Raw genomic sequence first — 23,220 nt, 5'->3', positions numbered from 1 at the left:
GTGCAGGAAATTGCGACCTTTCGTCGAGTGAGGTTCTGCCGGATTGACAATTCCCCCTTGCACCCCACATGTTGCCCGGCCATAGAACGCGCCGAGTTCGTTGCATGAGGTTTCCATCTAAATGCCCGTAGTTGTTGTAGAATCCCCGGCCAAGGCAAAGACGATCAACAAATATCTTGGCTCTGACTACACGGTTCTGGCCTCTTACGGCCATGTGCGTGACCTGCCGCCCAAGGATGGATCGGTCGATACCGAGCATGAATTTGACATGAAATGGGAGGTCGGAACCGACAGCCGCAAACATGTCAAAGCCATCGCCGACGCGCTCAAGGACGACAACGAACTGATCCTCGCAACCGACCCCGATCGCGAGGGCGAGGCGATCAGTTGGCACTTGCAGGAGGCGCTGACCAAGCGCCGCTCGATCAAGAAGGACACACCGGTCAGCCGGGTGGTTTTCAACGCGATCACTAAATCCGCCGTCACCGAGGCGATGCAGAACCCGCGTCAGGTCGACATGCCGCTGGTCGAGGCCTATCTGGCCCGCCGCGCTCTGGATTATCTTGTGGGCTTCAACCTGTCTCCCGTTCTGTGGCGTAAGCTGCCGGGTGCGAAATCGGCAGGCCGCGTGCAATCGGTCTGCCTGCGCCTGATCGTCGAACGCGAGATGGAGATCGAGGCCTTCAAGCCGGTGGAGTACTGGTCCGTCAAGGCGCTGTTCGAGACCCCACGCGGCCAGACCTATGAGGCGCGGCTGACCACGCTGGCGGGCAAGAAGCTCGACAAGCACGATATCGGCAATGTTACCCAGGCCGAACTGGCCGTGCAGGCGATCACCAGCCGCGCGCTGAGCGTCGCCGCGGTCGAGGCCAAGCCTGCCGCCCGCAACCCCTCTGCCCCGTTCATGACCTCGACCCTGCAGCAGGAAGCCAGCCGCAAATTCGGCATGGGCGCGCGCCAGACCATGAGCACGGCGCAGCGGCTCTATGAAGCGGGCTACATCACTTATATGCGAACCGACGGGATCGACATGGCGCCTGAAGCCGTGACCGCCGCGCGCGACGCGATCAAGGACCGGTTTGGCTCGGAATACGTGCCGGACAGCCCGCGTATGTACAAGAACAAGGCCAAGAACGCGCAGGAAGCGCATGAATGTATCCGTCCCACGGATATGACCCGCGATGCCGAAGCGCTGAAGCTGAAGGAGCCGGATCAGCGCAAGCTCTATGATCTGATCTGGAAACGCACCTTGGCCTGCCAGATGGCGGCGGCACGGCTGGAACGGACCACGGTCGATATCAGCAGCGATGACAACCAGGTGGGCCTGCGCGCCACCGGTCAGGTGGTGCTGTTTGACGGGTTCATGCGCGTCTATGAAGAAGGCCGCGATGATGTGGCCGATGATGACGACAAGCGCCTGCCGCAGATCATGCAGGGCGAGCGGGCGGTCTTTGCCAAGACCTCGCTATCCGATCAATTCGCCAAGGCCACCGGCGAGGCGCAGGTGACGGAAGGCGCGAAAGTCGCCAAAGAAGCTGTGCTGGCCGAAAACGAGGCGGTTCTGGCGCTGCAACACCACACCCAGCCGCCGCCCCGCTATACCGAGGCGACGCTGGTCAAGCGGATGGAAGAGCTGGGGATCGGGCGACCGTCCACCTATGCCTCGATCGTGACGACGATTCAGGACCGCGAATATGTGCGCAAGGACAAGAACCGGCTGATCCCCGAGGAAAAGGGCCGGATTGTCACCATCTTCCTGCTGAACTTCTTCCGCCAATATGTGGGCTATGAGTTCACCGCCAATCTGGAAGAGCAGCTGGACAATGTCAGCGCCGGGGATGCCGACTACAAGGATCTGCTGGGCCGGTTCTGGCGCGATTTCTCTGCGGCGATTTCCGAGACCTCCGAGCTGCGCATCACTGAAGTGCTCGACAAGCTGGACGAGGCGCTGGCACCGCAACTGTATCCGCCGCGCGAGGATGGCTCGGACCCGCGGATCTGCCCAAAATGCGGCGTGGGTCAACTGCATCTGAAAACCTCGCGTACCGGCGGGTTCGTGGGCTGCGGCAACTATCCCGAATGCCGCTACACCCGCCCGATCAGTGGCGACGCCGATGACACCGGCGACCGGGTGCTGGGCGAGGATGCAGGTGATGAGATCAGCCTGAAGAAGGGTCGGTTCGGGCCGTATGTGCAGCGTGGCGAGCCCACCGAAGAGAACAAGAAGCCGCCGCGCGCCAGCCTGCCCAAGGGCTGGTCGCCGGATGATCTGGACCTTGAAAAGGCGCTGATGCTGCTATCGCTGCCCCGCGAGGTCGGCGCACATCCCGAGGATGGCGAGATGATCGAGGCCGGGATCGGGCGCTATGGCCCCTTCGTGAAACATGGCCGCCTTTATGCCAACCTCAAGGATGCCGATGAGGTGTTCACCATCGGCATGAACCGCGCGGTCGAGGTGTTGGCGCAAAAGGCCGCCTCGCGAGGTGGGCGCGGAGCAGCAGTCAAGCCCTTGAAGGAATTGGGCGAGCATCCGGCAGAGGGCGGTCCGGTGAACGTGATGGAAGGCCGTTATGGGCCCTATGTCAAATGGGCGAAGGTGAACGCCACCCTGCCCAAGGACGTGGAGCCCGCCGACGTGACCATGGAGATGGCTGTCGAGTTGATCGCCGAAAAGGCCGCCAAGAAGGGTGGGCGCAAGAAGGCCGCGCCGAAGAAGAAAGCCGCGCCCAAGAAAGCGACGGCGAAAAAGGCTGCGGCGAAGGACGCCTGAGGCGGCACGTCCTTCACGCGAGCTCGAAGCCAGAGCTCACTGCGCGCGCCGGCCCGGCGCGCGGACGCGTCACCTATCGATGTTCTGCACCCGCTGACACCACAAGCCGTTCCAGCACCGTGATATAGGGCGCGGCCTCCGCCCCTTCGGCGATGGCCAGCGCGGCGCGGTCGTAAGCTGCGGAAAGTGTGATCGCCAACGCCTCCAACTCGACCGGGTCGATATCCGGGGCCGCGTGGGACAAACCCGCACGCAGGCTGGCCCGCCCGCCCCCGGCATCAATTGCATCCATCTCATCCCAACCCAAAACCGCCGGGCCATCCACCAGCAGCAATCGGGCCCGTCCCGGCGCGGCCATGGCGTCGAAATACGCGGCGCTGCCCTGGGCCAGCGGGTTCTCATCTGGATCGGCTGCCTTATCGATGGCCTGCGCCAACGCCGCTGCTTCGGAGGTAACCACGGCGCGGAACAAATCCTCTTTGTCCTTGTAGTGATGATAGAGTGCGCCGCGCGTCACCTCAGCCGCTTTCACAATCTCGGGGGTGGAGGTCTCGGCATAGCCCTTGTCCAGGAATAACTGCCGCGCCGCTGCGATCAAACGCGCCTTCATCGCCGCCCGGCGGTCGGCATTGGGAATCGCTTCAGGTTTCTCTTGCATACATACAGCCTGTATGTTTATTTATCACATACATACAGACTGTATGCATATCGGAGGAAACGCAAGATGAAGACCACACAATATTATCCCGTAATCCAGACCGAAGATGTTGCTGGCACCGCCGCTTTCTATGAGGCCCATTTCGGCTTTCGCCCGGCTTTCAGTGCAGATTGGTATGTGCATCTGCAATCCGAAAGCGACCCGTCGGTAAACCTCGCGGTGCTGGATGCCCATCACGAGACCATTCCCGAACCAGGGCGCGGCACGGTCGGCGGCGTGATCCTGAATTTCGAAGTTGCTGATGCGGCGCAGGAATATGAGCGCCTGAACAATGTCGGCCTGCCCATGCTCAAACCGCTCACTGACGAAGCCTTTGGCCAGCGCCATTTCATCACGCAGGACCCCAATGGCGTATTGATCGACATCATCACTCCAATCCCGCCCTCTGCGGAATTTGCGGCGCAATATAGTGAAGACGCCCTGCCCAGCTGAGGCCTTATCCGTAGAAATACCCGACGCTCCAAGTTTCGTTGACTTCGCCGCGGCGCGGCGGCAATACCTGTCGCGTCACCAGGATTTGGAGAGATATCCATGAAAAAACTCTATCCCGACGCTGATACCGCGTTGGAGGGCCTGCTGGAGGACGGCATGCTGATCGCGGCGGGCGGGTTCGGCCTGTGCGGCATTCCGGAACTGCTGCTTGAGGCGATCAAACGCTCGGGTGTCAAAAACCTGTCTTTTGCCAGCAACAATGCGGGCGTTGATGACTTCGGCATCGGCATCCTGTTGCAGACCCGTCAGGTCAGCAAGATGATCAGCTCTTACGTGGGCGAAAACGCAGAGTTCATGCGCCAGTATCTGAGCGGCGAGCTGGAGCTTGAGTTCAACCCGCAAGGCACTCTGGCCGAGCGCATGCGTGCCGGCGGCGCGGGTATTCCTGGTTTCTATACCAAGACCGGTGTGGGTACGGTGATCGCCGAGGGCAAGGAACACAAGGACTTCCCGACAGGCCTGGATGGCCAGCCCGAGACCTATATCATGGAGGAAGGCATCTTTGCCGATCTGTCCATCGTGAAAGCCTGGAAGGCGGATGAGACCGGCAATCTGGTTTTCCGCAAGACCGCGCGCAACTTCAACCAGCCCGCCGCCACCTGTGGCAAGATCTGCGTGGCCGAGGTCGAAGAGATCGTGCCGACCGGCTCGCTGGACCCGGATTCGATCCATCTGCCCGGCATCTATGTGCATCGCGTGATCAGCGGCAGCCATGAAAAGCGCATCGAACAGCGCACCACCCGCAAGAAGGAGACCGCCTGATGCCCTGGGACCGGAACCAAATGGCCGCCCGCGCGGCGCAGGAATTGCAGGATGGCTGGTATGTGAACCTCGGCATCGGCATCCCGACGCTGGTGTCGAACTACATTCCCGATGATGTGCATGTGACGCTGCAGTCGGAAAACGGCATGCTGGGGATGGGGCCCTTCCCTTATGAGGGCGAAGAAGACCCCGATCTGATCAACGCAGGCAAGCAGACGATCACCGAACTGCCGCAGACCGCCTATTTCGACAGTGCCCAGAGCTTTGCCATGATCCGTGGCGGCAAGATCGCGATGGCGATCCTGGGCGCGATGGAAGTGGATGAAAACGGTGATCTGGCCAACTGGATGATTCCCGGCAAGCTGGTCAAAGGCATGGGCGGCGCGATGGATCTGGTCGCGGGCGTTGGCCGCGTGGTGGTGGTGATGGATCACACCAACAAGCATGGCGACAGCAAAGTGCTGAAGGAATGCACCCTGCCACTGACCGGCAAAGGCGTGGTCGATCGCATCATCACCAATCTGGGGGTTCTGGATGTGGTAGACGGTGGCTTGAAGATCGTGGAACTGGCAGACGGCGTCAGCGAAGACGAGATGCGCGCCGCAACGCAGGCAACGCTGGTCGACTGAGCGATCTGTCAAAAAATCACGGCCCCTGCCACCGCGCTGGGGCCGTTTTCATGTCTTGCGGATCAATTCATGACCGTAAAGACGCAGCCATCCGTGATAAGTTCGGGCGGCGTGGCGCAAAGGCCGCGTGCAGTCTGAAACGCGGCCAGCACCTTTGGCACATAGTCACGGGTTTCGGCAAAGGGCGGCACGCCCTTGTGGGTCCGCACCGAACCCTCACCGGCATTATAGCCCGCCAGCACCAGAATGGGATCGTTGTCGAACTCGTTCATCAGCCAATCCAGATATTTGACGCCCCCGGCGATGTTTTCCTGCGGCGACAGGCTGTCCTCCACCCCGAAACGCTCGGCCGTGGCGGGCATCAGCTGCATCAACCCTTGCGCCCCGGCCCCGCTGACCGCATCGGGCTTGCCAGAGGATTCCACCGCAATCACCGCCAATACCAGCGCGGGCGAGACATTGGTGCCGACGGTGGATTGCAGGATCGGAATGCCGCGCTCTTTCGCGATATCCTGCATCGATTGCAGGCGCGGCGCGGCAACCCCGCCATTGCTGACGGCCTGCATTGCCTCGTTCAGACGCCCCGGCTTGGAATCCGCCATCGCGGGAGAGACCTTGTCCCAGAACCACGCGTAGCTGGCCTTGGGACGATCCGGTGCGACGTCTGGCGCATTTGGCGCCTGCGGCGCTGCGGGCGCCATAACGACCTCTTCAACGGGCTCCTGATAGCCGGTCGACGGCGCGAAGGGGGCTGTGGCGTGCTCTTCCGGGGATATTTGCACGTTGATCCGCGCGCCCGATCCGGCTGATGGCGGCTTCACACGTTTCGACAGGGCCTCGGCCAGTCCCGACTCGGGCGCAACCGCGCCCAATACGAGACCTGCCGTGACAGCGAGTCCCGCCAGCCTCAAGGATTTGTTGAGAAACATCTGCTCTTCTCATCATTATTTTGAGTCTTTCTCCCCCCAAACGGGGCTCTGAGACCAGAAAAACTGTATGAATTGAGGCATTTTCGCCCAAATTGCCGCCATTTTGCATCGCCCACCAACGCCGAAGAAAAAAACACACATATAGTTTTCCTTAAAAATCAAATGCTTATCAATTTTATGAGCGAAAAGTTAAACTTGGGCACGAAAATCCGCGTTTTGGCCCAATTCCTGCCACGCAAAACGGGCAAAACTCTATGCATACCACGACGGACACGGGCCACGAGAGAGAGACGGTTCAGACGGACGGCGGGGTTAACGAAACATACCGTGATCCTTAGGAGGGACATACAATGATCAAATTCTTCAAAAACTTCCGCAAAGACGAAGACGGCGCCGTCACTGTTGACTGGGTCGTTCTGACCGCAGCTGTTGTTGCTCTGGCCGCTGTTGCCTACCAGGGCATCTCGGGCGGTGCTGAAGGTCTGGCAGGCACCGTGAACTCCACTCTGAGCGGTGCAACCGTTACGCTCGGCACCACCGGCGCGGTGAACTAACCTACCTTAATCCGAATGTTGGGGGCCATGCCTTGCAAAAGGTGTGGCCCCTTCTTTTAGGGAGGCGCTGTCGGAAGATGCCAATACGTATCAGACACTTCCTGAGATCGGAACTTGGTGCTGTAACGGTCGATTGGGTTGTACTTACGGCCATCGTCGTTGGGCTGGGCGGAGCAACAGTGCTCGCGCTCGGGGGAACGCAGGGCGACGGTTTTGCGGATGGGATAGGCGAGCAAGTCGCTGAAGGAGAGGTTCACTTAAACGGGCCCTTCGGCACAAAGTGAGACGCCCGACACCCAGATTATGAGCACTTAGTTCAAAATCGCCTCATACCACGTGCTTTGTCCCTTATTTCGACACATTTCATGGGTATGAGCAAGGATGGTTCAGTGCGTGCCGGGTTATCGGCATGCTCTGAACCGCAGCAGATATGAGGTGCGGGAATGCGAGCTGTATTTGGTCTTGTCCTGATCGTTGGAGTGGCGCTGGCCGGAGGCGCCGTGATGATGGCGCGTGGCTATATCGAAGAACATCGCTTGCAACTTGCGAAAGAACGCCAGGCACGCGCGCAGATCGTGCCGACGCAAGAGGTCCTGGTTGCGAACACGCAACTGAGATATGGCGCGCAGCTTGAACCTGAGCATGTGCGTGTGGTCAGATGGCCGGTGGACGCAATACCGGAAGGCACGTTCACCAAAGCCGAGAATCTGTTTGCTGCAGAGGCGAAAGACAACCGCTTTGTCATCCGCACCATGGAAAAGGGCGAAGCGATCATGGCAGTCAAGGTCACCGAGATCGGTGAGGATGCCGGTCTGACCTCTCGCCTGGAACGCGGCATGCGCGCCTTCGCGGTAAAGGTGGATGTGACCAGCGGCGTATCGGGCTTCCTGCGCCCCGGCGACAGGGTCGATGTGTACTGGACCGGCGGCACCGGTGGGGCTATCGAGGGCGAAAGCGGTGAGGTAACGCGCCTTATCCAAACGAATATTCAATTGATCGCGATCGACCAGAGCGCGGGAAACGAGCGTAATGGTGCCTCGATCGCCAGGACGGTGACCGTCGCCGCCCGACCCGAGCAAATCGCCATTCTGGCGCAGGGTCAGAACACCGGAAAACTCACGCTTGCCCTTGTAGGCGCGACCGATGACACGGTTGCCTCCACCGTGGAGGTCAACAAGCGCGCGCTGCTGGGGCTGGGGGACCGCGAAGCGGCACCCGAAGTGCAGCAGAAAAAGGTTTGCACGATCCGCAACCGGCGCGGCGCGGAAGTGATCGAAATCCCGATCCCCTGCACAAACTGACGCCTTTTCAACTTGTTAATATGGCGAACCGGCAAGAGGCCTGGTTCGCCTTTTTTGTATTGTTGCCGGTTATCCACATAAAAGCTCGCGCTCAAACCATTGATTATTGCAAAAAAACCGCTTCTGACGCAGAGTACTCGCGATAATGGGCAAAAAGACCCTAAAACGAGGCGTGATCGGAAAGGCAGGTCACATGAAAATCGACAGATGGATGAAGGCAGCCCTGCTGGGGCTGACTGTCATGTGCAATCCCGCCGTGGTCCAGGCACAAACCGATCCGCTGCGGGTTGTAAAAAGGGATATGGCCACGACGCTTGACGTGCCGATGAACAGGGCGGTGGTGGTCGAAAGCGACGAACCCTTCGCTGAACTCAGCATCGCCAATGCGGGCATAGCCGATATCTCGTCCCTCTCTGATCGCAGCATCTATGTTCTTGGCCGGTCCCCAGGCGTCACCACAATGACGCTGCTGGATGCGACGGGGCGGCTGATCACCAACGTGAATGTGCGCGTTGCCCCCGACGTGACCGAGTTCAAGGAACGCCTGCGCCAGATTCTGCCCGGCGAGACCATCGAGGTACGCACGGCCAACGACGGCATCGTGCTGTCGGGCAATGTGTCCAGCAGCGCGCGCCTGCAACGGGCCCTGGAACTGGCAGAACGCTATGCGCCCGAACGGGTTTCGAACCTGATGAGCGTGGCGGGGGTGCAGCAAGTCATGCTGAAGGTGCGGTTTGCCGAAATGCAGCGTTCCGTCACCAAATCGCTCAGCGCATCGCTGGGCTTTTCCGGCGGCAATGTGGCTGGAGGGATCAACACGCTCAACAACGAGGTCGACCTGAGCCGGGCATTGAACGGCAACATTCCGGCCTCTAACGAAAACACTGGTGCCCTTTTGTTCGGCTTCAGCGCGGGTGCCACGCAGATTCGCCTGCTTCTGGAGGCCTTGGAACAAAAAGGCGTGGTGCGCACCCTGGCGGAACCCAATCTCTCTGCCCTTTCGGGGCAAGAAGCGACATTCCTGGCGGGCGGAGAATACCCGATCCCTGTCGCCCAGCGCGACGGATTGTTTTCGGTGGAATTCAAACCCTTCGGCGTTCAATTGAGCTTTGTTCCCCGCGTGGTGGATGGCGACCTGATCAATCTTGAGATGGTGGCCGCGGTTTCCGCGCTTGATCCGACCAATTCGGTCGTCATCAACGGGGCGACCGTCAACGGGTTCTCGCGCCGGGAAACGTCTACGACTGTTGAGCTTTTTGACGGTGAGAGCTTTGCCATTGCCGGGCTGATCCAGGACGATTTCCTCGACAACAACTCTCAGCTTCCCTGGTTGGGCGACCTTCCAGTACTGGGAACACTGTTTCGCAGCGCAAACTTCCAACGCAGCCAGACCGAACTGGTGATCATCGTGACCGCTCATCTGGTCTCGCCAACACGTGGCGAGGCGCTGGCACTGCCGACCGATCGGGTAACGCCCCCGAGCGAAACCGAGCTGTTTCTGTTCGGCAAGACGGCGTCAACCGTGCGTGCCGGCGGCGGGGCCGCATCCGAGGTCGCTAAGCAGGATTTCAGCGGATCCTACGGATACGTGCTTGAATGATCGGGAGGATGAAACCGATGCATAAGATGATCTCGATCCTTGGTGTTTCTGTGGCCGTTGGCGGCTGTGCCTATGACGCAGGCTATGAGGTGGATGCGGGCACATTCGGAAACGCCACTCTGAATAACGCCCAGATCCAGACCGGTGCAAAAAGCTATGTCCAGGTTCTGGGAGAACGCTTTGCCCGTGAAGTTCCCGATCAGGTGAATTTCGCCTTCAACAGTTCGCAACTCGACCCCACCGCACAGCAGATTCTGCGGCAGCAGGCCGACTGGATCAAACAATTCCCCGAAGTGCGGTTCAAAGTGTTCGGCCATACCGACAAGGTCGGCTCGCCCAGCTATAACCAGCGCCTCGGGCTGCGCCGCGCCCAGGCTGTGGTAAATTACCTGACCAGACAAGGCGTTAGTCGCAACCGCCTTGAAGCAGTGGCGTCGTTTGGCGAACGCCAACCGCTGATCAACACCCCGGACCGGGACCGCCGCAACCGGCGTACCGTCACCGAGGTGACCGGCTTTATCAAACGCAATCAGACCCTGGACGGCAAATATGCCGAGGTGATCTATCGCGAGTATATCAAAAGCGCGGAACCGGCCACCGGATTTGAAATTGACGACTCATCGGCCTTCGAAAACTGAGTACAATAGCGACGAATTGGGCGGGATCGTCGCCCAATTCCCTACAATTGGTTCTTTTCGGCCCAAATCTCGCCCAACTTCGCGACGACACTGCCTCCAATAGGTGATTTGCGACCTTTTTCAGAGTCGCAGGTGGGTGACGTAAGCCGGACGCAGCGCAACGCTGATCGGCTCTCCCATCGTATTTGAATGAGGATGAAGGTAATGAGCAGTGGCATACCGCAATCTGAGACCGCTCCGATCCTGGCCTGCACGGTCAGTCGGGACGTTCAGAATTTCGACCTGCTGATCGAAGACATGGAAGCGGCGATGGGCGAAAGCTGGGGTGATCTGGGATTCGCCGAAGCGCTGGCCTTTTTCGGACAGCCCGAAGCGGAAACGCTGGAATTCATTGCACTGGCGCTGGATGGCGATGACGAGGACAACTTGGTCCTGATGGGTGAAATCATCACCCAGGCCAAAGCGCGCGACATCGGCGTCATCCTGATCGCCGAAGATGTTACACCTGCTTCGCTTCACCAGCTGCTGCGCAAAGGCGGGGATGAATTTGTCCCCTACCCGCTCCCCGAACAAGAGCTGCAACTGGCCATCAACCGGCTGCGCAGCAAAGAAGATGCACAAGCCACGCAGAGCCAGACCAACAGCGCGCCCCTGAACACCGGCACCTCGAAAGAGGGCGCCGTGATTGTCGTTCACGGGCTTGCGGGCGGCGTCGGCTCGACCACGATGGCGGTGAACCTGGCATGGGAACTGGCCAATGTTTCAGGCGATGATTCTCCATCGGTCTGCCTGCTGGATTTCGACCTGCAACATGGTTCGGTCTCGACCTATCTCGATCTGCCACGCCGCGAGGCGGTGTTCGAGATGCTGACCGACACCGAGAATATGGATGATGAGGTGTTCGGCCAGGCGCTGGTCGGTTATGAGGACAGGCTTCAAGTTCTGACGGCCCCCTCCGACATGGTGCCGCTTGACCTCGTGACACCGCAAGACATTGACCGAGTAATCGAACTGGCGCGCGCGCATTTCGACTTTGTCATCATCGACATGCCCAAGACGCTGGTGCAATGGTCAGAGACGGTTTTGCAGGCCGCGCATGTCTATTTCGCGATGATCGAACTGGACATGCGGTCCGCCCAGAATGCCTTGCGCATGAAACGGGCACTGCAATCGGAGGATCTGCCCTTCAACAAGCTGCGCTTTGCCCTGAACAAGGCACCGAAATTCACCGATCTGAGCGGAAAGAGCCGCGTCAAGAGAATGGCGGAATCGCTGGGCATTTCGATCGAGCTGCAACTGCCCGATGGCGGCAAACCGGTGACACAAGGCGGCGATCACGGCCAGCCCTTGGCGACATCGGCGGCCAAGAACCCGCTGCGCCGGGAAATCGCCAAACTCGCGCGATCAATCCATGAACTCGGCACCGGCGAAGCGGAAGCTGCCTAACGCGATTCACGAGGGGGTCCAAGATGTTCTCAAGGTACAAGAAGCAGAACGCCGCCGCGCCGGTCAAAGCCGTGCAGCCAAGCGCAACCGCCAAACCATCCATCGACGTCGCCCCTGCACCAGCCAAAAAAGAGCTGCTGCGCAAGCCGATGCCAGGCAAAAAGGCCGAAGCTGCACCGCAGGACCGCGAGCGCAAGCGCAAGGACCGTCTGGGCGAGATCAAGATCGAGCTGCACCGCGAACTGCTCGAAAACCTCAATCTCGCGGCCCTTGAACATGCCTCCGAAGCGGAGCTTCGCAACGAGATCAGTTCGATCTCGTCGGAGATTCTGGAACAGAAAAGCATCGTTCTCAACCGCGACGACCGCCAGACGCTGAACAAGGACCTCTATGACGAGGTAACCGGGCTTGGCCCGCTGGAGGCCCTGCTGCAGGATGACACGGTCAACGATATCCTGGTCAACGGTCCACACCAGATATTCGTGGAACGGGACGGTAAGCTGGAACTCAGCGATATCCGGTTCAAGGATGAACGCCACCTGTTGCGGATCATCGACAAGATCGTGTCGGCCGTGGGCCGCCGCGTCGATGAATCCAACCCCTATGTTGACGCCCGCCTCGCCGATGGCTCGCGCTTCAACGCAATGGTGCCGCCGATTGCGGTGGATGGCTCACTGGTATCGATCCGGAAGTTCAAAAAAGACAAGCTGGGCATCGATGATCTTGTAAATTTCGGGGCTTTCACCGAAGAAATGGCGGCATATCTGCAAGCCGCCGTTGCCACGCGCCTGAATATCATCGTGTCGGGTGGTACCGGGTCGGGTAAGACAACCACGCTGAACGCGCTTTCCAGCTTCATCGACAATGCCGAGCGCATCCTGACCATCGAGGATACTGCGGAACTGCAGCTGCAGCAGACCCATGTGGGCCGGATGGAAAGCCGCCCGCCCAATGTCGAGGGCAAAGGCGAGGTCAGCCCGCGCGACTGCCTCAAGAACGCCCTGCGGATGCGCCCCGACCGCATCATCGTCGGCGAAACGCGCGGCGAGGAAGTGATCGACATGCTGCAGGCCATGAACACAGGCCATGACGGGTCCATGACCACGATCCACGCCAACTCGGCGCGGGACGGCATCAGCCGACTTGAGAACATGATCGCCATGGCGGGGATCGAGATGCCGATCAAGGCGGTGCGCAGCCAGATTTCTTCGGCTGTGAACCTGATCGTGCAGGCCAGCCGCCTGCAGGATGGGTCGCGCCGGATGACCTCGATCACCGAGATTACCGGGATGGAAGGGGATGTGATCTCCATGCAGGAGATCTTTCGCTACCAGCGCGTCGGCCTGACACCAGACAATAAGATCATCGGCCATTTCACCGCCACCGGTGTGCGCAGCCACTTTTCGGAACGGTTCCGCATGTGGGGTTATGACCTGCCCGCATCGATCTACGAACCGGTCAGCATGTAGGGGACCAGGCCATGAATATCAGCGCAGAGCCTATCATCTACATCGGGATTTTCATCGGTGTCCTGTTTCTGGTCGAGGGAATCTACCTGCTGCTTTTCGGCAAGTCGATCAGCCTGAACAACCGGGTGAACCGCCGTCTGGATATGCTGGACAAAGGCGCCGGGCGCGAAGAGGTACTCGAACAGTTGCGCAAGGAAATGCAGCAGCATATGCGCAGCCAGTCGATCCCGCTTTATTCGCTGCTGGCGGACAAGGCGCAAAAAGCGGCGATCGCCTTTACCCCGCGCCAGTTGATCATGATCATGATCGGTGTGGGGGCGGTCGCCTTTGTCGGTCTGAGTATCGGTACTGAAACCGAACCACCGCTGCGCATCGCCGCATCGGCCCTGATCGGCGTCAGCGCCGTTTATATCTGGGTGAACCACAAGGCCAAGAAGCGCATGGCGCTGATCGAAGAGCAATTGCCCGACGCGGTTGAACTCATGGTCCGATCGCTGCGGGTCGGCCATCCGTTCGTGGCTTCGATTCAGATCGTTGCGAAAGAGGCCAGCGACCCGATCGCAACTGAATTCGGTGTCATCTCGGACGAGGCCTCTTATGGCCGCGACGTCAGCGACGCGCTCAAAGAGATGGCTGAACGCCTGGACCTTCAGGATTTGCGGTTCCTGTCGGTGGCGGTCTCGATCCAACAGCAATCGGGTGGTAACCTTGCCGAAGTTCTCGACGGGCTGGCCAAGGTGATCCGCGCACGGTTCCGGTTGTTTCGCCGGGTCAAAGCGATCACAGCCGAAGCGCAGTGGTCGGGAAAATTCCTATCCGCCTTCCCGCTGGTCTGTCTGATGGTGATCCTGGTCAACGACCCGGGCTATTATGATGGGGTCATGGACCACCCTTGGTATATTCCTGCCTGTTTCTTCGTCGGCATCATGCTGACCGCCAACCTAATCGTCATGCGTATCCTGACGAATATCAAAGTCTGAACCGGAGCACCCATGGAATTCCTGCAGAATATCAATGATCTCCTGACCGAACATCTCGGCGAATTTGGCCCCTTGATCGTGGTGGGTGTCGTCGGCCTTTTCATGATCCTGGTGACGCTTCCCTTCATCCTCAACCAACCCGAAGATCCGCTCAAGAAGCTCAAACGGGACGTGAATCCCAAGCCTAAGACAAAGGCCAAGAAAGAGCAATTGCGTCAGGGCAGTCGGAACGAGCAGCTTGACCGGTTTGCGACGTTCCTCGAGCCGCAGGATGCCGAGGAATACACGGCAATGCAGCTCAAGATGCGGCAGGCTGGCTACCGATCCAAGGATGCGATCCGCGTCTTCCATTTCGCCCAATTTGTCCTGGGCCTGGCTGGCCTTTTGATTGGCGTGGTCTATGTGACAATCATCATCGCAGATCAGGATCTCGATGGCACCACACAGCTGATATACGTGTTTGGGCCGGGGCTAGCAGGATACTTCCTGCCGAAATACTGGATCACCCGGCGTGTAGAGGAACGCAAACAAGCCATCGTCGCGGGTTTCCCGGATTCGCTCGACATGATGTTGGTCTGCGTCGAGGCCGGGCAATCGCTGGATCAGGCCATCGTTCGGGTCTCAGGCGAATTGCGCGCCTCTTACCCCTATCTGGCGGATGAGTTCGAGATCGTCGCCTATGAAATGAAAGCCGGCAAAGAGAAAGACAAGGTGCTGCGTGACTTCGCGACGCGCTGCGATGTTACCGATGTTTCATCCTTTGTGACGGTGATGATCCAATCCGCGAGTTTCGGCACCTCGATAGCTGAGGCGCTCCGGGTCTATGCGGGCGAGATGCGTGACAAACGCGTGATGCGCGCCGAAGAGGCCGCAAACAAGTTGCCAACAAAAATGACCCTTGCCACAATGACCCTGACGGTCCCGCCCCTGCTGGTCATCCTTGTCGGGCCATCGGCAAAGGGTATCATGGATTTGGGCAACATGAGCTCTGGCTAGAACGAAAGTTGAAGGTGTGAACAGGCACGCACCAAGTCAAAAACTCCTGATCGCCACCGTCGCTCTTGCGGCGTTGGTTTCGTGTTCGGCGTCGGATGAGATCACGCTGCCCGATGATCCCTCCCCCCCCGGAATCGACCACAAGGCGCAGGCTGTGGACGGTGTCGAGGTGGGTCATCGCCTGATGGCAGCGGGCGAATATGAACTGGCGATGGATGCCTTCACCCGCGCCGCTCTCGAAAAGGGCATGACGCCCGAAATCCTCACCGGTTTGGGCACCGCAAATCTTGAGCTGGGGCGCTTGGGACAGGCTGAGATCATGCTGCGCCGCGCCGTTGGTGATGCCCCGGATTGGCCAGAGGCGTGGAACAATCTTGGTGTGCTTCTGATGGAGAAGGGTGAGACCGCAGAGGCCACCCAAGTGTTCAAGAAAGCCTATGCGCTGGACAATGGCGAAAGTGACTCAATCCGGGATAATCTTCGGATAGCACTCGCAAAATCTGAAAATCCTGCTATTAATGCCCCTGAGGCAAACGAAGAATATAAGTTGGTGCAGCGGGGCGAAGGGCAGTTCCTGATCCGCAAGACACCATAAAAGACAGAGCAGCAAAAGGACGCAAAAATGCGCCACCTTATTTTGATCCCGGCACTTGTTGCAGGTGGGCTGGGGCTTTCCGCATGTGTGAGCAAGAAAGATCAGGCCGTCGAACGGGCGCTGCAGGATGTGAATGTCATCGACGAGACCGGCATCAATGACGTGATGCTGACGGTCGGGGACCCGAACGAAGCCGTCGCTTATTTCCAGCGCGCCACCAAGACCGCCCCTGACCGGATCGACCTGCAACGCGGGCTGGCCATGTCTCTGGTCCGGGCCAAGCGCAACACCGAGGCGGTCTCGACCTGGACCAAGGTGGTCGGGATGGACGACGCCAATGACGCGGATTCGGTCGAACTGGCCGACGCCTATATCCGCAATGGCGACTGGAAAAAGGCCGAGGAAACGCTGGACGAGGTGCCGCCGACTCATGAGACCTTCAAGCGTTACCGGCTGGAGGCCATGATTGCGGATTCCAACAAGGAATGGAAACGCGCCGACAGCTTTTACGAAACGGCTGTTGGCCTGACGACCAAACCCGCCGCGGTAACCAATAACTGGGGTTATTCCAAGCTGACCCGCGGCCAATATGCCGAGGCCGAAAAACTCTTTGGTGAGGCGATCCGTCAGGACCGCACGCTGTTCACCGCAAAGAACAATCTGGTCTTGGCGCGCGGGGCGCAGGGTAATTACACGCTGCCGGTGGTGCCGATGAACCAGGTGGAACGTGCGCAACTGCTGCATACGATGGCGCTGACCGCGATCAAGCAGGGCGATGTCACCAAGGGCAAGACCCTGCTGCGTGACGCCGTCAAGACCCACCCCCAACATTTCGAAGAAGCGATCAACTCGCTGCGCGCATTGGAAAGCGCCTGAGCCATGGCGATCCCGTCTCTGGTCGCGCTGTGGTTCCTGCCGCTGGTGCTGCCGCTCTGCTTCTACGTGGCCTTCACCGATCTGCGTGAGATGCGGATCACCAATCAGGCGGTTGTCGCTCTGGCGCTGATCTTTGTGGTGATGGGCCCGTTCCTGATGAGCTTTCCCGCCTATGGCTGGCAACTGGCGCAGCTTGTTGTCGTGCTGGTCGTGGGCATTGTCCTGAACGCTGCCGGCGCGATGGGCGCAGGTGACGCCAAGTTCATGGCCGCCGCCGCGCCCTATGTTGCTCTTGGCGATCTGAGCCTTCTATTCATGATCCTCTGCGCTAGCCTTCTGGCGGCGGTGGCCACGCATCGGCTGGCCAAACATACGGCGCTGCGCCGGGTGGTGCCGGATTGGAAAAGCTGGGATATGGGCCGCAAATTCCCGATGGGGCTGAGCCTGGGCTTTACGCTAGCGCTCTATCTCATCCTGGGGTCTGTTTACGGAAGTTGAACAATCCCCGTCTCTGCCCCGGCTTTGCCCTTCTGCTGCCACAATAGGCGGGCAGTTTCGCGCCATGCGGGTGGACCGCAGCGTTTTGATGAGCCAGTCCAAGACGGATTTTACCGATGAATATGCAGACCCCCAATGTCGTGGCGCCCCCTGCCCCCAACGGGCTGGGCGAGATGCGCCTTCCCATCGTGATGATGCGGGACATTTTGCTCAAGACGATTTTCCGCAAGAACCTAGAAATGGTCAGCGAGATCGCCCAAGCGATCTGCCTGCCTGGATCGGTGACGCAGGAACTGGTCGACATGGCCCGCGATCAGAAACTGCTGGAGGCAACGGGCACACTCAACGCCAATAACGGCAATGAAATGGGGTATCAGCTGACCGATGCCGGGCGCGCCCGCGCGCTGGACGCGCTGAGCCAGTCGGAATATTTCGGCGCGATGCCGGTGCCGCTGGAGGTCTATAGCGAACAGGTCAAGCGCCAGTCGATCCGCAATATTCAGGTCACGCGCGAACAATTGACCAACGCCATGGGCCATCTGGTGCTGCCTGACAGCCTGCTGGATCACCTCGGTCCCGCCGTCAGCGCCGGGCGTTCGATCCTGATGTATGGCCCGCCGGGCAACGGGAAATCCTCGATCTCGAACGGCATCCGCGACGCGCTGGGGGACAAGGTCTATGTGCCACGCGCCATTGAATATTCCGGTCAGGTCATCACCGTCTATGACCCGATCGTGCATAACGCCATCGAACAAGAGGCTGACGATCCGACCCAGCTGCGCCGCCGCAAGCGCTTCGACAGCCGCTATGTGATGTGCGAACGCCCCACCGTGGTCACCGGGGGTGAGCTCTCGCTCTCGATGCTCGATCTGGTATACAACCCGACCGCGCGCACCTATCAGGCACCGCTGCAGTTGAAATCCACCGGCGGCATCTTCATCGTCGACGACCTTGGCCGTCAGGCCGAACCGCCGCAGGCCCTGATCAACCGCTGGATCGTCCCGCTGGAGGAAAGCAAGGACATCCTTGCCCTGCAATCGGGCGAGAAATTCGAGGTGCCGTTTGACACGCTGGTAATCTTCTCAACCAACTTCCACCCCAACGAAATTTTCGACAAGGCGGCGCTGCGCCGGATCTTCTTCAAGATCAAGATCGACGGGCCGGATCAGGAAAACTTCCTGAAAATCTTTGCGCTGGTTGCCCGCAAAAAAGGTATGCCGCTGGATGAGCGCGCGCTGGTGCATCTGCTCAAGGTCAAATACCCGACTATCGACAACATCTACGCGAATTATCAGCCGGTCTTCCTGATCGACCAAATGATCGCCATCTGCGAGTTCGAGGGCATCCCCTATCAGATGAGCCCCGAACTGATCGACCGCGCCTGGGCGAACATGTTCGTGAAGGAAGAAGAGATCGTTCACTAACTTGCGCACGCCCCGCGCACCCGTTCCAAAGGCGAAACCGCTGCGGTAAGCTGCCTGCAATGGCGCAGATTCCCCCCGCAATTCTGAACTGGTTCGCAGCCAAGGGCTGGTCGATCCATCCGCATCAGCAGGATATGTTCGACCGGGCACATGACCCGGCGACGCTGCTGATTGCGCCCACCGGCGGCGGCAAGACGATGGCCGGGTTTCTGCCAACGCTGGCGGAACTGGCCAATGGCGATCACGACGGCCTGCACACACTCTATGTCTCGCCGCTCAAGGCGCTGGCGGCGGATATCAAGCGTAACCTGCGCACACCGGTGGACGAGATCGGCCTGCCGATCCGGATTGAGGACCGCACTGGCGATACCTCGGCCACGCAGAAAAAGCGCCAGCGCGCCGACCCGCCGCATATCCTGCTGACCACACCGGAAAGCCTGGCGCTGCTGACCTCTTACGAGGACGCGCCGCGCATGTTTGCCGGGTTGCAGCGGGTGGTCGTAGATGAAATCCACGCTCTGGCCGAAAGCAAACGCGGCGATCAGCTGATGTTGGCGCTGGCACATCTGCAAACGCTCTGCCCCGATCTGCGGCGCGTGGGGCTTTCGGCCACGGTCGAGGACCCCGACGCCATAGCCCGCCTGCTCGCCCGCCATCCCGACCCCTGCGACATCCTGCTGGCCGATCCCGGCCCTGACCCCGATATCGCCATGCTGAAGACCGAGGAAATGCCGCCCTGGTCGGGCGGCGGCGCGGCTTACGCGATCCCGGCGGTGCTGGAGCAGATACGCCGGCACAATACCACGCTGATCTTTCACAACACCCGCGCGCAGGCGGAAATTTTCTTTCACAATCTGTGGCTTGCCAATGAGGAAGGCCTGCCGATCGGCATCCATCACGGCTCGCTCGACCGGCAGCAGCGCGAACGGGTTGAGGGGGCGATGGTGCGCGGCGAGTTGCGCGCCATCGTCTGCACCGGCTCGCTCGATCTGGGCATCGATTGGGGCGATGTCGACCTGGTGATCCAGATCGGTGCACCCAAGAACGTCAAACGGCTGGTGCAGCGGATCGGACGCGCCAATCACCGCTATAACGCGCCCTCCAAGGCGCTGCTGGTCCCCGCCAACCGGTTCGAGGTGGTGGAATGCGTCGCTGCTTTGGAAGCCGTCAAGGCGCATGATCTGGATGGAGACCCGCGCGGGCGCGGCCCCCGCGATGTGCTGTGCCAGCATATCCTGATCGCCGCCGCTGCTGGTCCGTTTGAAGCGGGTGCGCTCTATGAGCAGATGACTTCAGCGGGGCCTTTCGCTGATCTGACGCGGGCGGAGTTCGACGATTGCCTCGATTTCTGTGGAACCGGCGGCTATGCCCTGCGCGCCTATGACCGCTGGCAGCGCCTGCAACAGCGCCCCGACGGGCACTGGCAGTTGCGCGACCCACGCGCGGCTGCGCGACTCCGGATGAATATCGGCACCATTCAGGACACTGACACGCTGAAGGTGCGACTGAAACGCAACCGGGGCGGCAAGCCCTTGGGTGAGATCGAGGAAGGCTTCGCCGCCTCTCTCACGCCCGGCGACACGTTCCTGATCGGCGGGCAGATCGTGCGCTATGAGGGTCTGCGCGAGATGACGGTCGAAGTCACCCGCCGCGCCGACAAGAAACCCAAGATCGCCACCTTCATGGGCACGAAATTCGCCACCTCCACCCAGCTTAGCGCCCGCATCCTCGACATGTTCGCACAAGAGAGCTGGCCACAACTGCCCCGTCACACCGCCGACTGGCTCGGCTTACAGCGTGATGTCTCGCAACTGCCCCAGCGGGGACGGCTGCTGGTCGAAAGCTTCCCCCATGACGGGCGTGAACATGTCTGCGTCTATGGCTTTGCTGGTCGCAACGCGATGCAGACGTTGGGCCTGCTGCTGACCAAGCGGATGGAAGAGGTCGGCCTGCACCCGTTGGGCTTTGTCTCGACCGATTACGCGACGCTGATCTGGGGGCTGGACGCGCTGACCGATGCAGCGCCACTGTTTCGCATTGAGGCGCTGCGCGACGGGCTGGAGAGCTGGCTGGCGGGCAATGCGGTGATGAAGCGGACGTTTCGGGCCTCGGCCACCATCGCCGGGCTGATCGAACGCAACACCGGCGGTCAGCGCAAAAGCGGGCGTCAGGCGACGTTTTCATCCGATATCCTCTATGACACGCTGCTGAAATACGACCCTGATCATGTGCTGATGCAGATCACCCGGGACGAGGCCATGCGCGGGCTGGTGGATTTCGGCCGTATCGAAGAGATGATCGCGCGGGTCGGCGACCGGATCGACCTTGTGCGGCTGGACCGGATCACGCCACTGGCCGCGCCGCTGCTGCTGGAAGTCGGCAAGGTGCCGGTCAAGGGATCAGCCGAAGAGCGGCTGCTGGCCGAGGAAAGCGAACGCCTGCTATCCGAGGCCGGTTTGAGTGCTTAAAGGGCTTGCGAACGGACGCGATCCGAGGGAAGAACGGAGCATGAACGGGTTTGAGTTTGAATTCGCGGGCAAGCATCTTGTGGCACTGGGCTCCGGCGCGCTCTGGTGGCCGGACTGGCGGCTGCTCTGCGTCTCGGATCTGCATCTGGGCAAGTCCGAGCGGATTGCCCGACGCGGGGCGCCCGCCCTGCCACCCTATGAAACCCGCGACACGCTCAACCGCCTCGCCGATGATCTGGATCAGACCGGTGCGCGCATCGTGATCTGTCTGGGCGACAGTTTTGACGATCTGGATGCAGCGCGTGCACTTGGTGAGGGGGACCGGCAATGGATCGCCTCGCTGCAGGCGGGACGTGAATGGACCTGGATCGAGGGTAATCACGATCCCGGCCCGGTCGAGATCGGCGGCCAGCACCGGCACGAGGTTCGCATCGACACGGTTACCTTCCGCCATATCGCAAAGCCAGGCACCATGGGCGAAATCTCGGGGCATTACCACCCCAAAGCGCGCGTCCGCACCCGTGGCCGCAGCATCACCCGCGCGGCTTTTCTGGTAGATCGGGACCGGCTGCTGTTGCCCGCCTATGGCACCTATACCGGCGGGCTGCACTGCAACGAGCCGGTCCTGTGCGACCTGATGCGCCCCGATGCGCTGGCGATCCTGACGGGCAGCCCACCGCGCGCCGTGCCGATGCCGCGCGACGGCTGAACTGGCCACACTCAGAAAGGCGGAACAATGGATCAGCGGATCAGGGACAGTTTTGCGCGACAATCCATGATGGCGACGTTTAGCGCCCGGATCGACGAGATATCCGAAGGCCGCGTAGTGCTGAGTGCACCGATCCTTGAGATCGCCCTGCAACAGCAAGGGGCAGCCCATGCAGCGTTGAGTTTTGCGCTGGGGGATTCGGCGGCGGGCTACGCCGCGCTGACACTCGTGCCCGAACCACAGGAAGTGATGACCGCTGAGATGAAGATCAACCTGCTCGCCCCGGCGCGCGGTCAGCGGCTGCGCGCGGTGGGCCGGGTGGTGAAGCCCGGCCGCAGGCTGATTATTGTCACCGCGGATGTCTATGCCGTCGCAGGCGAGCAGGAAACCCATGTCGCCCTTTTACAGGGGACGATGGTGCCTGTTGCGCCTTAAGCGGTCAGCCCTTCTGGTTCCGGGAGCCCGTTTGCGCGGCAGGCGGCTGTGAGGGTGTTGGCCAGCAGGCAGGCGATGGTCATGGGGCCGACGCCGCCGGGGACGGGGGTGATGGCTCCGGCGATTGCGGCGGCGCTGTCATAGTGGACGTCGCCGACGAGGCGGGTTTTCACGCTGCCGTCTTCATTGGTGCCCTTCTCAGGCGCCTCGATGCGGTTGATGCCCACATCGATCACCGTGGCGCCGGGCTTGATCCAGTCGCCGGGCACCATTTCGGGGCGTCCCACAGCGGCCACCACGATATCGGCGCGGCGGACCACGTCCGGAAGGTCCTTGGTGCGGGAATGCGCGATGGTGACGGTGCAGCTATCGCCCAGCAAAAGCTGCGCCATCGGCTTGCCGACGATGTTGGAGCGGCCCACAACCACAGCGTCCAGACCCGACAGCGACCCATGATGATCGCGCAGCATCATCAGGCAGCCCAGCGGCGTGCACGGCACCATGGATTTCTGCCCCGTCCCCAGCAGACCCACATTCGAGATATGGAACCCGTCCACATCCTTGGCCGGATCGATCGAGTTGATCACCAGATCCTCGTTCAGATGGCCGGGCAGCGGCAGCTGCACCAGAATGCCATGCACCGCCGGGTCATTGTTAAGCTGATCGATCAGCGCCAGCAGATCCGCCTCAGACGTGTCGGCCTCCAGTTTGTGCTCGTAGGAGTTCATGCCGACCTCGACGGTCATCTTGCCCTTGGAGCGCACATAGACCTGGCTGGCCGGGTCCTCGCCCACCAGCACCACGGCGAGGCCAGGGGTGATCCCGTGCTCTGCCTTCAGTGTCGCCACATGCCCGGCCACCTGCCCGCGCACCTGTGCGGCAAAGGCCTTTCCGTCGATGATTTGCGCGCCCATTCGGGTCTCCCCCTGCT

Annotated in this window: 22 protein-coding genes; 19 read left to right on the top strand and 3 right to left on the bottom strand. The window is 60.5% G+C overall.

Translation table 11 applies throughout. The annotated features are described in order from the left end of the window. The first annotated feature begins 121 nt into the window (after positions 1-121). Positions 122-2,770, top strand: coding sequence for a type I DNA topoisomerase (gene topA, locus AB1E34_RS05325; RefSeq protein ID WP_372571297.1), 2,649 nt, complete (start codon positions 122-124; stop codon positions 2,768-2,770). A 73-nt stretch (positions 2,771-2,843) separates the two neighbouring features. On the opposite strand, the gene AB1E34_RS05320 is transcribed toward topA, so the two are convergent. Next, positions 2,844-3,428 carry a TetR/AcrR family transcriptional regulator gene (locus AB1E34_RS05320; RefSeq protein ID WP_372571296.1) on the bottom strand — a complete coding sequence of 195 codons (585 nt, stop codon included), beginning with the start codon at positions 3,426-3,428 and terminating at the stop codon, positions 2,844-2,846. A 66-nt stretch (positions 3,429-3,494) separates the two neighbouring features. On the opposite strand from AB1E34_RS05320, the gene AB1E34_RS05315 reads away from it, so the two are divergent. The 3 genes from AB1E34_RS05315 to AB1E34_RS05305 all read left to right on the top strand — a co-directional run bounded on the left by AB1E34_RS05315 (position 3,495) and on the right by AB1E34_RS05305 (position 5,371). Then, positions 3,495-3,920, top strand: a complete 426-nt coding sequence (locus tag AB1E34_RS05315; protein ID WP_372571295.1) for a VOC family protein — start codon at positions 3,495-3,497, stop codon at positions 3,918-3,920. A 99-nt stretch (positions 3,921-4,019) separates the two neighbouring features. Next, on the top strand, positions 4,020-4,742 hold the full coding sequence (locus tag AB1E34_RS05310; RefSeq protein ID WP_372571294.1) for a CoA transferase subunit A: 723 nt from the start codon (positions 4,020-4,022) through the stop codon (positions 4,740-4,742). Beyond that, positions 4,742-5,371, top strand: coding sequence for a CoA transferase subunit B (locus AB1E34_RS05305; RefSeq protein ID WP_372571293.1), 630 nt, complete (start codon positions 4,742-4,744; stop codon positions 5,369-5,371). The genes AB1E34_RS05310 and AB1E34_RS05305 overlap by 1 nt, the downstream gene beginning before the upstream one ends. A gap of 62 nt (positions 5,372-5,433) precedes the next feature. Here the strand turns inward: AB1E34_RS05305 and AB1E34_RS05300 are convergent, their stop codons facing one another. Continuing rightward, the gene (locus AB1E34_RS05300) at positions 5,434-6,300 is read right to left on the bottom strand and encodes a lytic transglycosylase domain-containing protein (protein WP_372571292.1); all 867 of its coding nucleotides are present in this window, start codon (positions 6,298-6,300) and stop codon (positions 5,434-5,436) included. Between the two features lie 350 nt (positions 6,301-6,650). Between AB1E34_RS05300 and AB1E34_RS05295 the strand changes: the two genes are divergently transcribed. From AB1E34_RS05295 to AB1E34_RS05225, 15 genes are all read left to right on the top strand, one after another. Then, a complete protein-coding gene (locus AB1E34_RS05295) occupies positions 6,651-6,854 on the top strand; it encodes a hypothetical protein (RefSeq protein WP_372571291.1) in 204 nt (67 codons plus the stop codon). A gap of 443 nt (positions 6,855-7,297) precedes the next feature. Next, on the top strand, positions 7,298-8,155 hold the full coding sequence (gene cpaB / locus AB1E34_RS05290) for a Flp pilus assembly protein CpaB (RefSeq protein ID WP_372571290.1): 858 nt from the start codon (positions 7,298-7,300) through the stop codon (positions 8,153-8,155). 193 nt (positions 8,156-8,348) lie between these two features. Beyond that, entirely contained in the window at positions 8,349-9,755 is a 1,407-nt protein-coding gene (locus tag AB1E34_RS05285; RefSeq protein WP_372571289.1) for a type II and III secretion system protein family protein, read from the top strand. 17 nt (positions 9,756-9,772) lie between these two features. Then, the gene (locus AB1E34_RS05280; protein WP_372571288.1) at positions 9,773-10,393 is read left to right on the top strand and encodes an OmpA family protein; all 621 of its coding nucleotides are present in this window, start codon (positions 9,773-9,775) and stop codon (positions 10,391-10,393) included. A gap of 204 nt (positions 10,394-10,597) precedes the next feature. Further along, a complete protein-coding gene (locus tag AB1E34_RS05275; protein ID WP_372571287.1) occupies positions 10,598-11,839 on the top strand; it encodes a CpaE/TadZ family protein in 1,242 nt (413 codons plus the stop codon). Positions 11,840-11,862: 23 nt separating this feature from the next. Beyond that, positions 11,863-13,308: a TadA family conjugal transfer-associated ATPase gene (locus tag AB1E34_RS05270; protein ID WP_372571286.1), complete on the top strand. Its 1,446-nt coding sequence runs from the start codon at positions 11,863-11,865 to the stop codon at positions 13,306-13,308. A gap of 11 nt (positions 13,309-13,319) precedes the next feature. After that, positions 13,320-14,288, top strand: a complete 969-nt coding sequence (locus AB1E34_RS05265; RefSeq protein ID WP_372571285.1) for a type II secretion system F family protein — start codon at positions 13,320-13,322, stop codon at positions 14,286-14,288. Positions 14,289-14,300: 12 nt separating this feature from the next. Further along, positions 14,301-15,284 carry a type II secretion system F family protein gene (locus tag AB1E34_RS05260; RefSeq protein WP_372571284.1) on the top strand — a complete coding sequence of 328 codons (984 nt, stop codon included), beginning with the start codon at positions 14,301-14,303 and terminating at the stop codon, positions 15,282-15,284. Between the two features lie 16 nt (positions 15,285-15,300). After that, entirely contained in the window at positions 15,301-15,879 is a 579-nt protein-coding gene (locus AB1E34_RS05255; protein WP_372571283.1) for a tetratricopeptide repeat protein, read from the top strand. Between the two features lie 27 nt (positions 15,880-15,906). Continuing rightward, positions 15,907-16,755 (top strand): tetratricopeptide repeat protein, encoded by an 849-nt coding sequence (locus tag AB1E34_RS05250; protein ID WP_372571282.1) that lies wholly within the window; start codon positions 15,907-15,909, stop codon positions 16,753-16,755. 3 nt (positions 16,756-16,758) lie between these two features. Beyond that, the gene (locus AB1E34_RS05245; protein WP_372571281.1) at positions 16,759-17,253 is read left to right on the top strand and encodes a prepilin peptidase; all 495 of its coding nucleotides are present in this window, start codon (positions 16,759-16,761) and stop codon (positions 17,251-17,253) included. Between the two features lie 116 nt (positions 17,254-17,369). Further along, positions 17,370-18,677, top strand: a complete 1,308-nt coding sequence (locus AB1E34_RS05240; protein ID WP_372571280.1) for a DUF8689 domain-containing protein — start codon at positions 17,370-17,372, stop codon at positions 18,675-18,677. A gap of 59 nt (positions 18,678-18,736) precedes the next feature. Continuing rightward, positions 18,737-21,145, top strand: coding sequence for a ligase-associated DNA damage response DEXH box helicase (locus AB1E34_RS05235; protein ID WP_372571279.1), 2,409 nt, complete (start codon positions 18,737-18,739; stop codon positions 21,143-21,145). Positions 21,146-21,185: 40 nt separating this feature from the next. Continuing rightward, a complete protein-coding gene (pdeM, locus tag AB1E34_RS05230) occupies positions 21,186-21,854 on the top strand; it encodes a ligase-associated DNA damage response endonuclease PdeM (protein WP_372571278.1) in 669 nt (222 codons plus the stop codon). Positions 21,855-21,881: 27 nt separating this feature from the next. Continuing rightward, positions 21,882-22,289, top strand: a complete 408-nt coding sequence (locus AB1E34_RS05225; RefSeq protein WP_372571277.1) for a PaaI family thioesterase — start codon at positions 21,882-21,884, stop codon at positions 22,287-22,289. Here AB1E34_RS05225 and folD read toward each other — a convergent pair. Further along, on the bottom strand, positions 22,286-23,203 hold the full coding sequence (gene folD, locus AB1E34_RS05220; RefSeq protein ID WP_372571276.1) for a bifunctional methylenetetrahydrofolate dehydrogenase/methenyltetrahydrofolate cyclohydrolase FolD: 918 nt from the start codon (positions 23,201-23,203) through the stop codon (positions 22,286-22,288). The genes AB1E34_RS05225 and folD overlap by 4 nt on opposite strands. Between the last annotated feature and the right edge of the window lie 17 nt (positions 23,204-23,220).

Source organism: Ruegeria jejuensis (assembly GCF_041537905.1).
Classification (GTDB): domain Bacteria; phylum Pseudomonadota; class Alphaproteobacteria; order Rhodobacterales; family Rhodobacteraceae; genus Ruegeria_C.
The sequence above is the reverse complement of the archived record's forward strand: the minus strand, read 5'-3'. Positions and strand labels throughout refer to the sequence as shown.

Bases quoted from the DNA above. Each gene is read 5' to 3' on its own strand.
- topA (WP_372571297.1), top strand. From the start codon at position 122: ATGCCCGTAGTTGTTGTAGAATCCCCGGCCAAGGCAAAGACGATCAAC.
- AB1E34_RS05320 (WP_372571296.1), bottom strand. From the start codon at position 3,428: ATGCAAGAGAAACCTGAAGCGATTCCCAATGCCGACCGCCGGGCGGCG.
- AB1E34_RS05315 (WP_372571295.1), top strand. From the start codon at position 3,495: ATGAAGACCACACAATATTATCCCGTAATCCAGACCGAAGATGTTGCT.
- AB1E34_RS05310 (WP_372571294.1), top strand. From the start codon at position 4,020: ATGAAAAAACTCTATCCCGACGCTGATACCGCGTTGGAGGGCCTGCTG.
- AB1E34_RS05305 (WP_372571293.1), top strand. From the start codon at position 4,742: ATGCCCTGGGACCGGAACCAAATGGCCGCCCGCGCGGCGCAGGAATTG.
- AB1E34_RS05300 (WP_372571292.1), bottom strand. From the start codon at position 6,300: ATGTTTCTCAACAAATCCTTGAGGCTGGCGGGACTCGCTGTCACGGCA.
- AB1E34_RS05295 (WP_372571291.1), top strand. From the start codon at position 6,651: ATGATCAAATTCTTCAAAAACTTCCGCAAAGACGAAGACGGCGCCGTC.
- cpaB (WP_372571290.1), top strand. From the start codon at position 7,298: ATGCGAGCTGTATTTGGTCTTGTCCTGATCGTTGGAGTGGCGCTGGCC.
- AB1E34_RS05285 (WP_372571289.1), top strand. From the start codon at position 8,349: ATGAAAATCGACAGATGGATGAAGGCAGCCCTGCTGGGGCTGACTGTC.
- AB1E34_RS05280 (WP_372571288.1), top strand. From the start codon at position 9,773: ATGCATAAGATGATCTCGATCCTTGGTGTTTCTGTGGCCGTTGGCGGC.
- AB1E34_RS05275 (WP_372571287.1), top strand. From the start codon at position 10,598: ATGAGCAGTGGCATACCGCAATCTGAGACCGCTCCGATCCTGGCCTGC.
- AB1E34_RS05270 (WP_372571286.1), top strand. From the start codon at position 11,863: ATGTTCTCAAGGTACAAGAAGCAGAACGCCGCCGCGCCGGTCAAAGCC.
- AB1E34_RS05265 (WP_372571285.1), top strand. From the start codon at position 13,320: ATGAATATCAGCGCAGAGCCTATCATCTACATCGGGATTTTCATCGGT.
- AB1E34_RS05260 (WP_372571284.1), top strand. From the start codon at position 14,301: ATGGAATTCCTGCAGAATATCAATGATCTCCTGACCGAACATCTCGGC.
- AB1E34_RS05250 (WP_372571282.1), top strand. From the start codon at position 15,907: ATGCGCCACCTTATTTTGATCCCGGCACTTGTTGCAGGTGGGCTGGGG.
- AB1E34_RS05245 (WP_372571281.1), top strand. From the start codon at position 16,759: ATGGCGATCCCGTCTCTGGTCGCGCTGTGGTTCCTGCCGCTGGTGCTG.
- AB1E34_RS05240 (WP_372571280.1), top strand. From the start codon at position 17,370: ATGAATATGCAGACCCCCAATGTCGTGGCGCCCCCTGCCCCCAACGGG.
- AB1E34_RS05235 (WP_372571279.1), top strand. From the start codon at position 18,737: ATGGCGCAGATTCCCCCCGCAATTCTGAACTGGTTCGCAGCCAAGGGC.
- pdeM (WP_372571278.1), top strand. From the start codon at position 21,186: ATGAACGGGTTTGAGTTTGAATTCGCGGGCAAGCATCTTGTGGCACTG.
- AB1E34_RS05225 (WP_372571277.1), top strand. From the start codon at position 21,882: ATGGATCAGCGGATCAGGGACAGTTTTGCGCGACAATCCATGATGGCG.
- folD (WP_372571276.1), bottom strand. From the start codon at position 23,203: ATGGGCGCGCAAATCATCGACGGAAAGGCCTTTGCCGCACAGGTGCGC.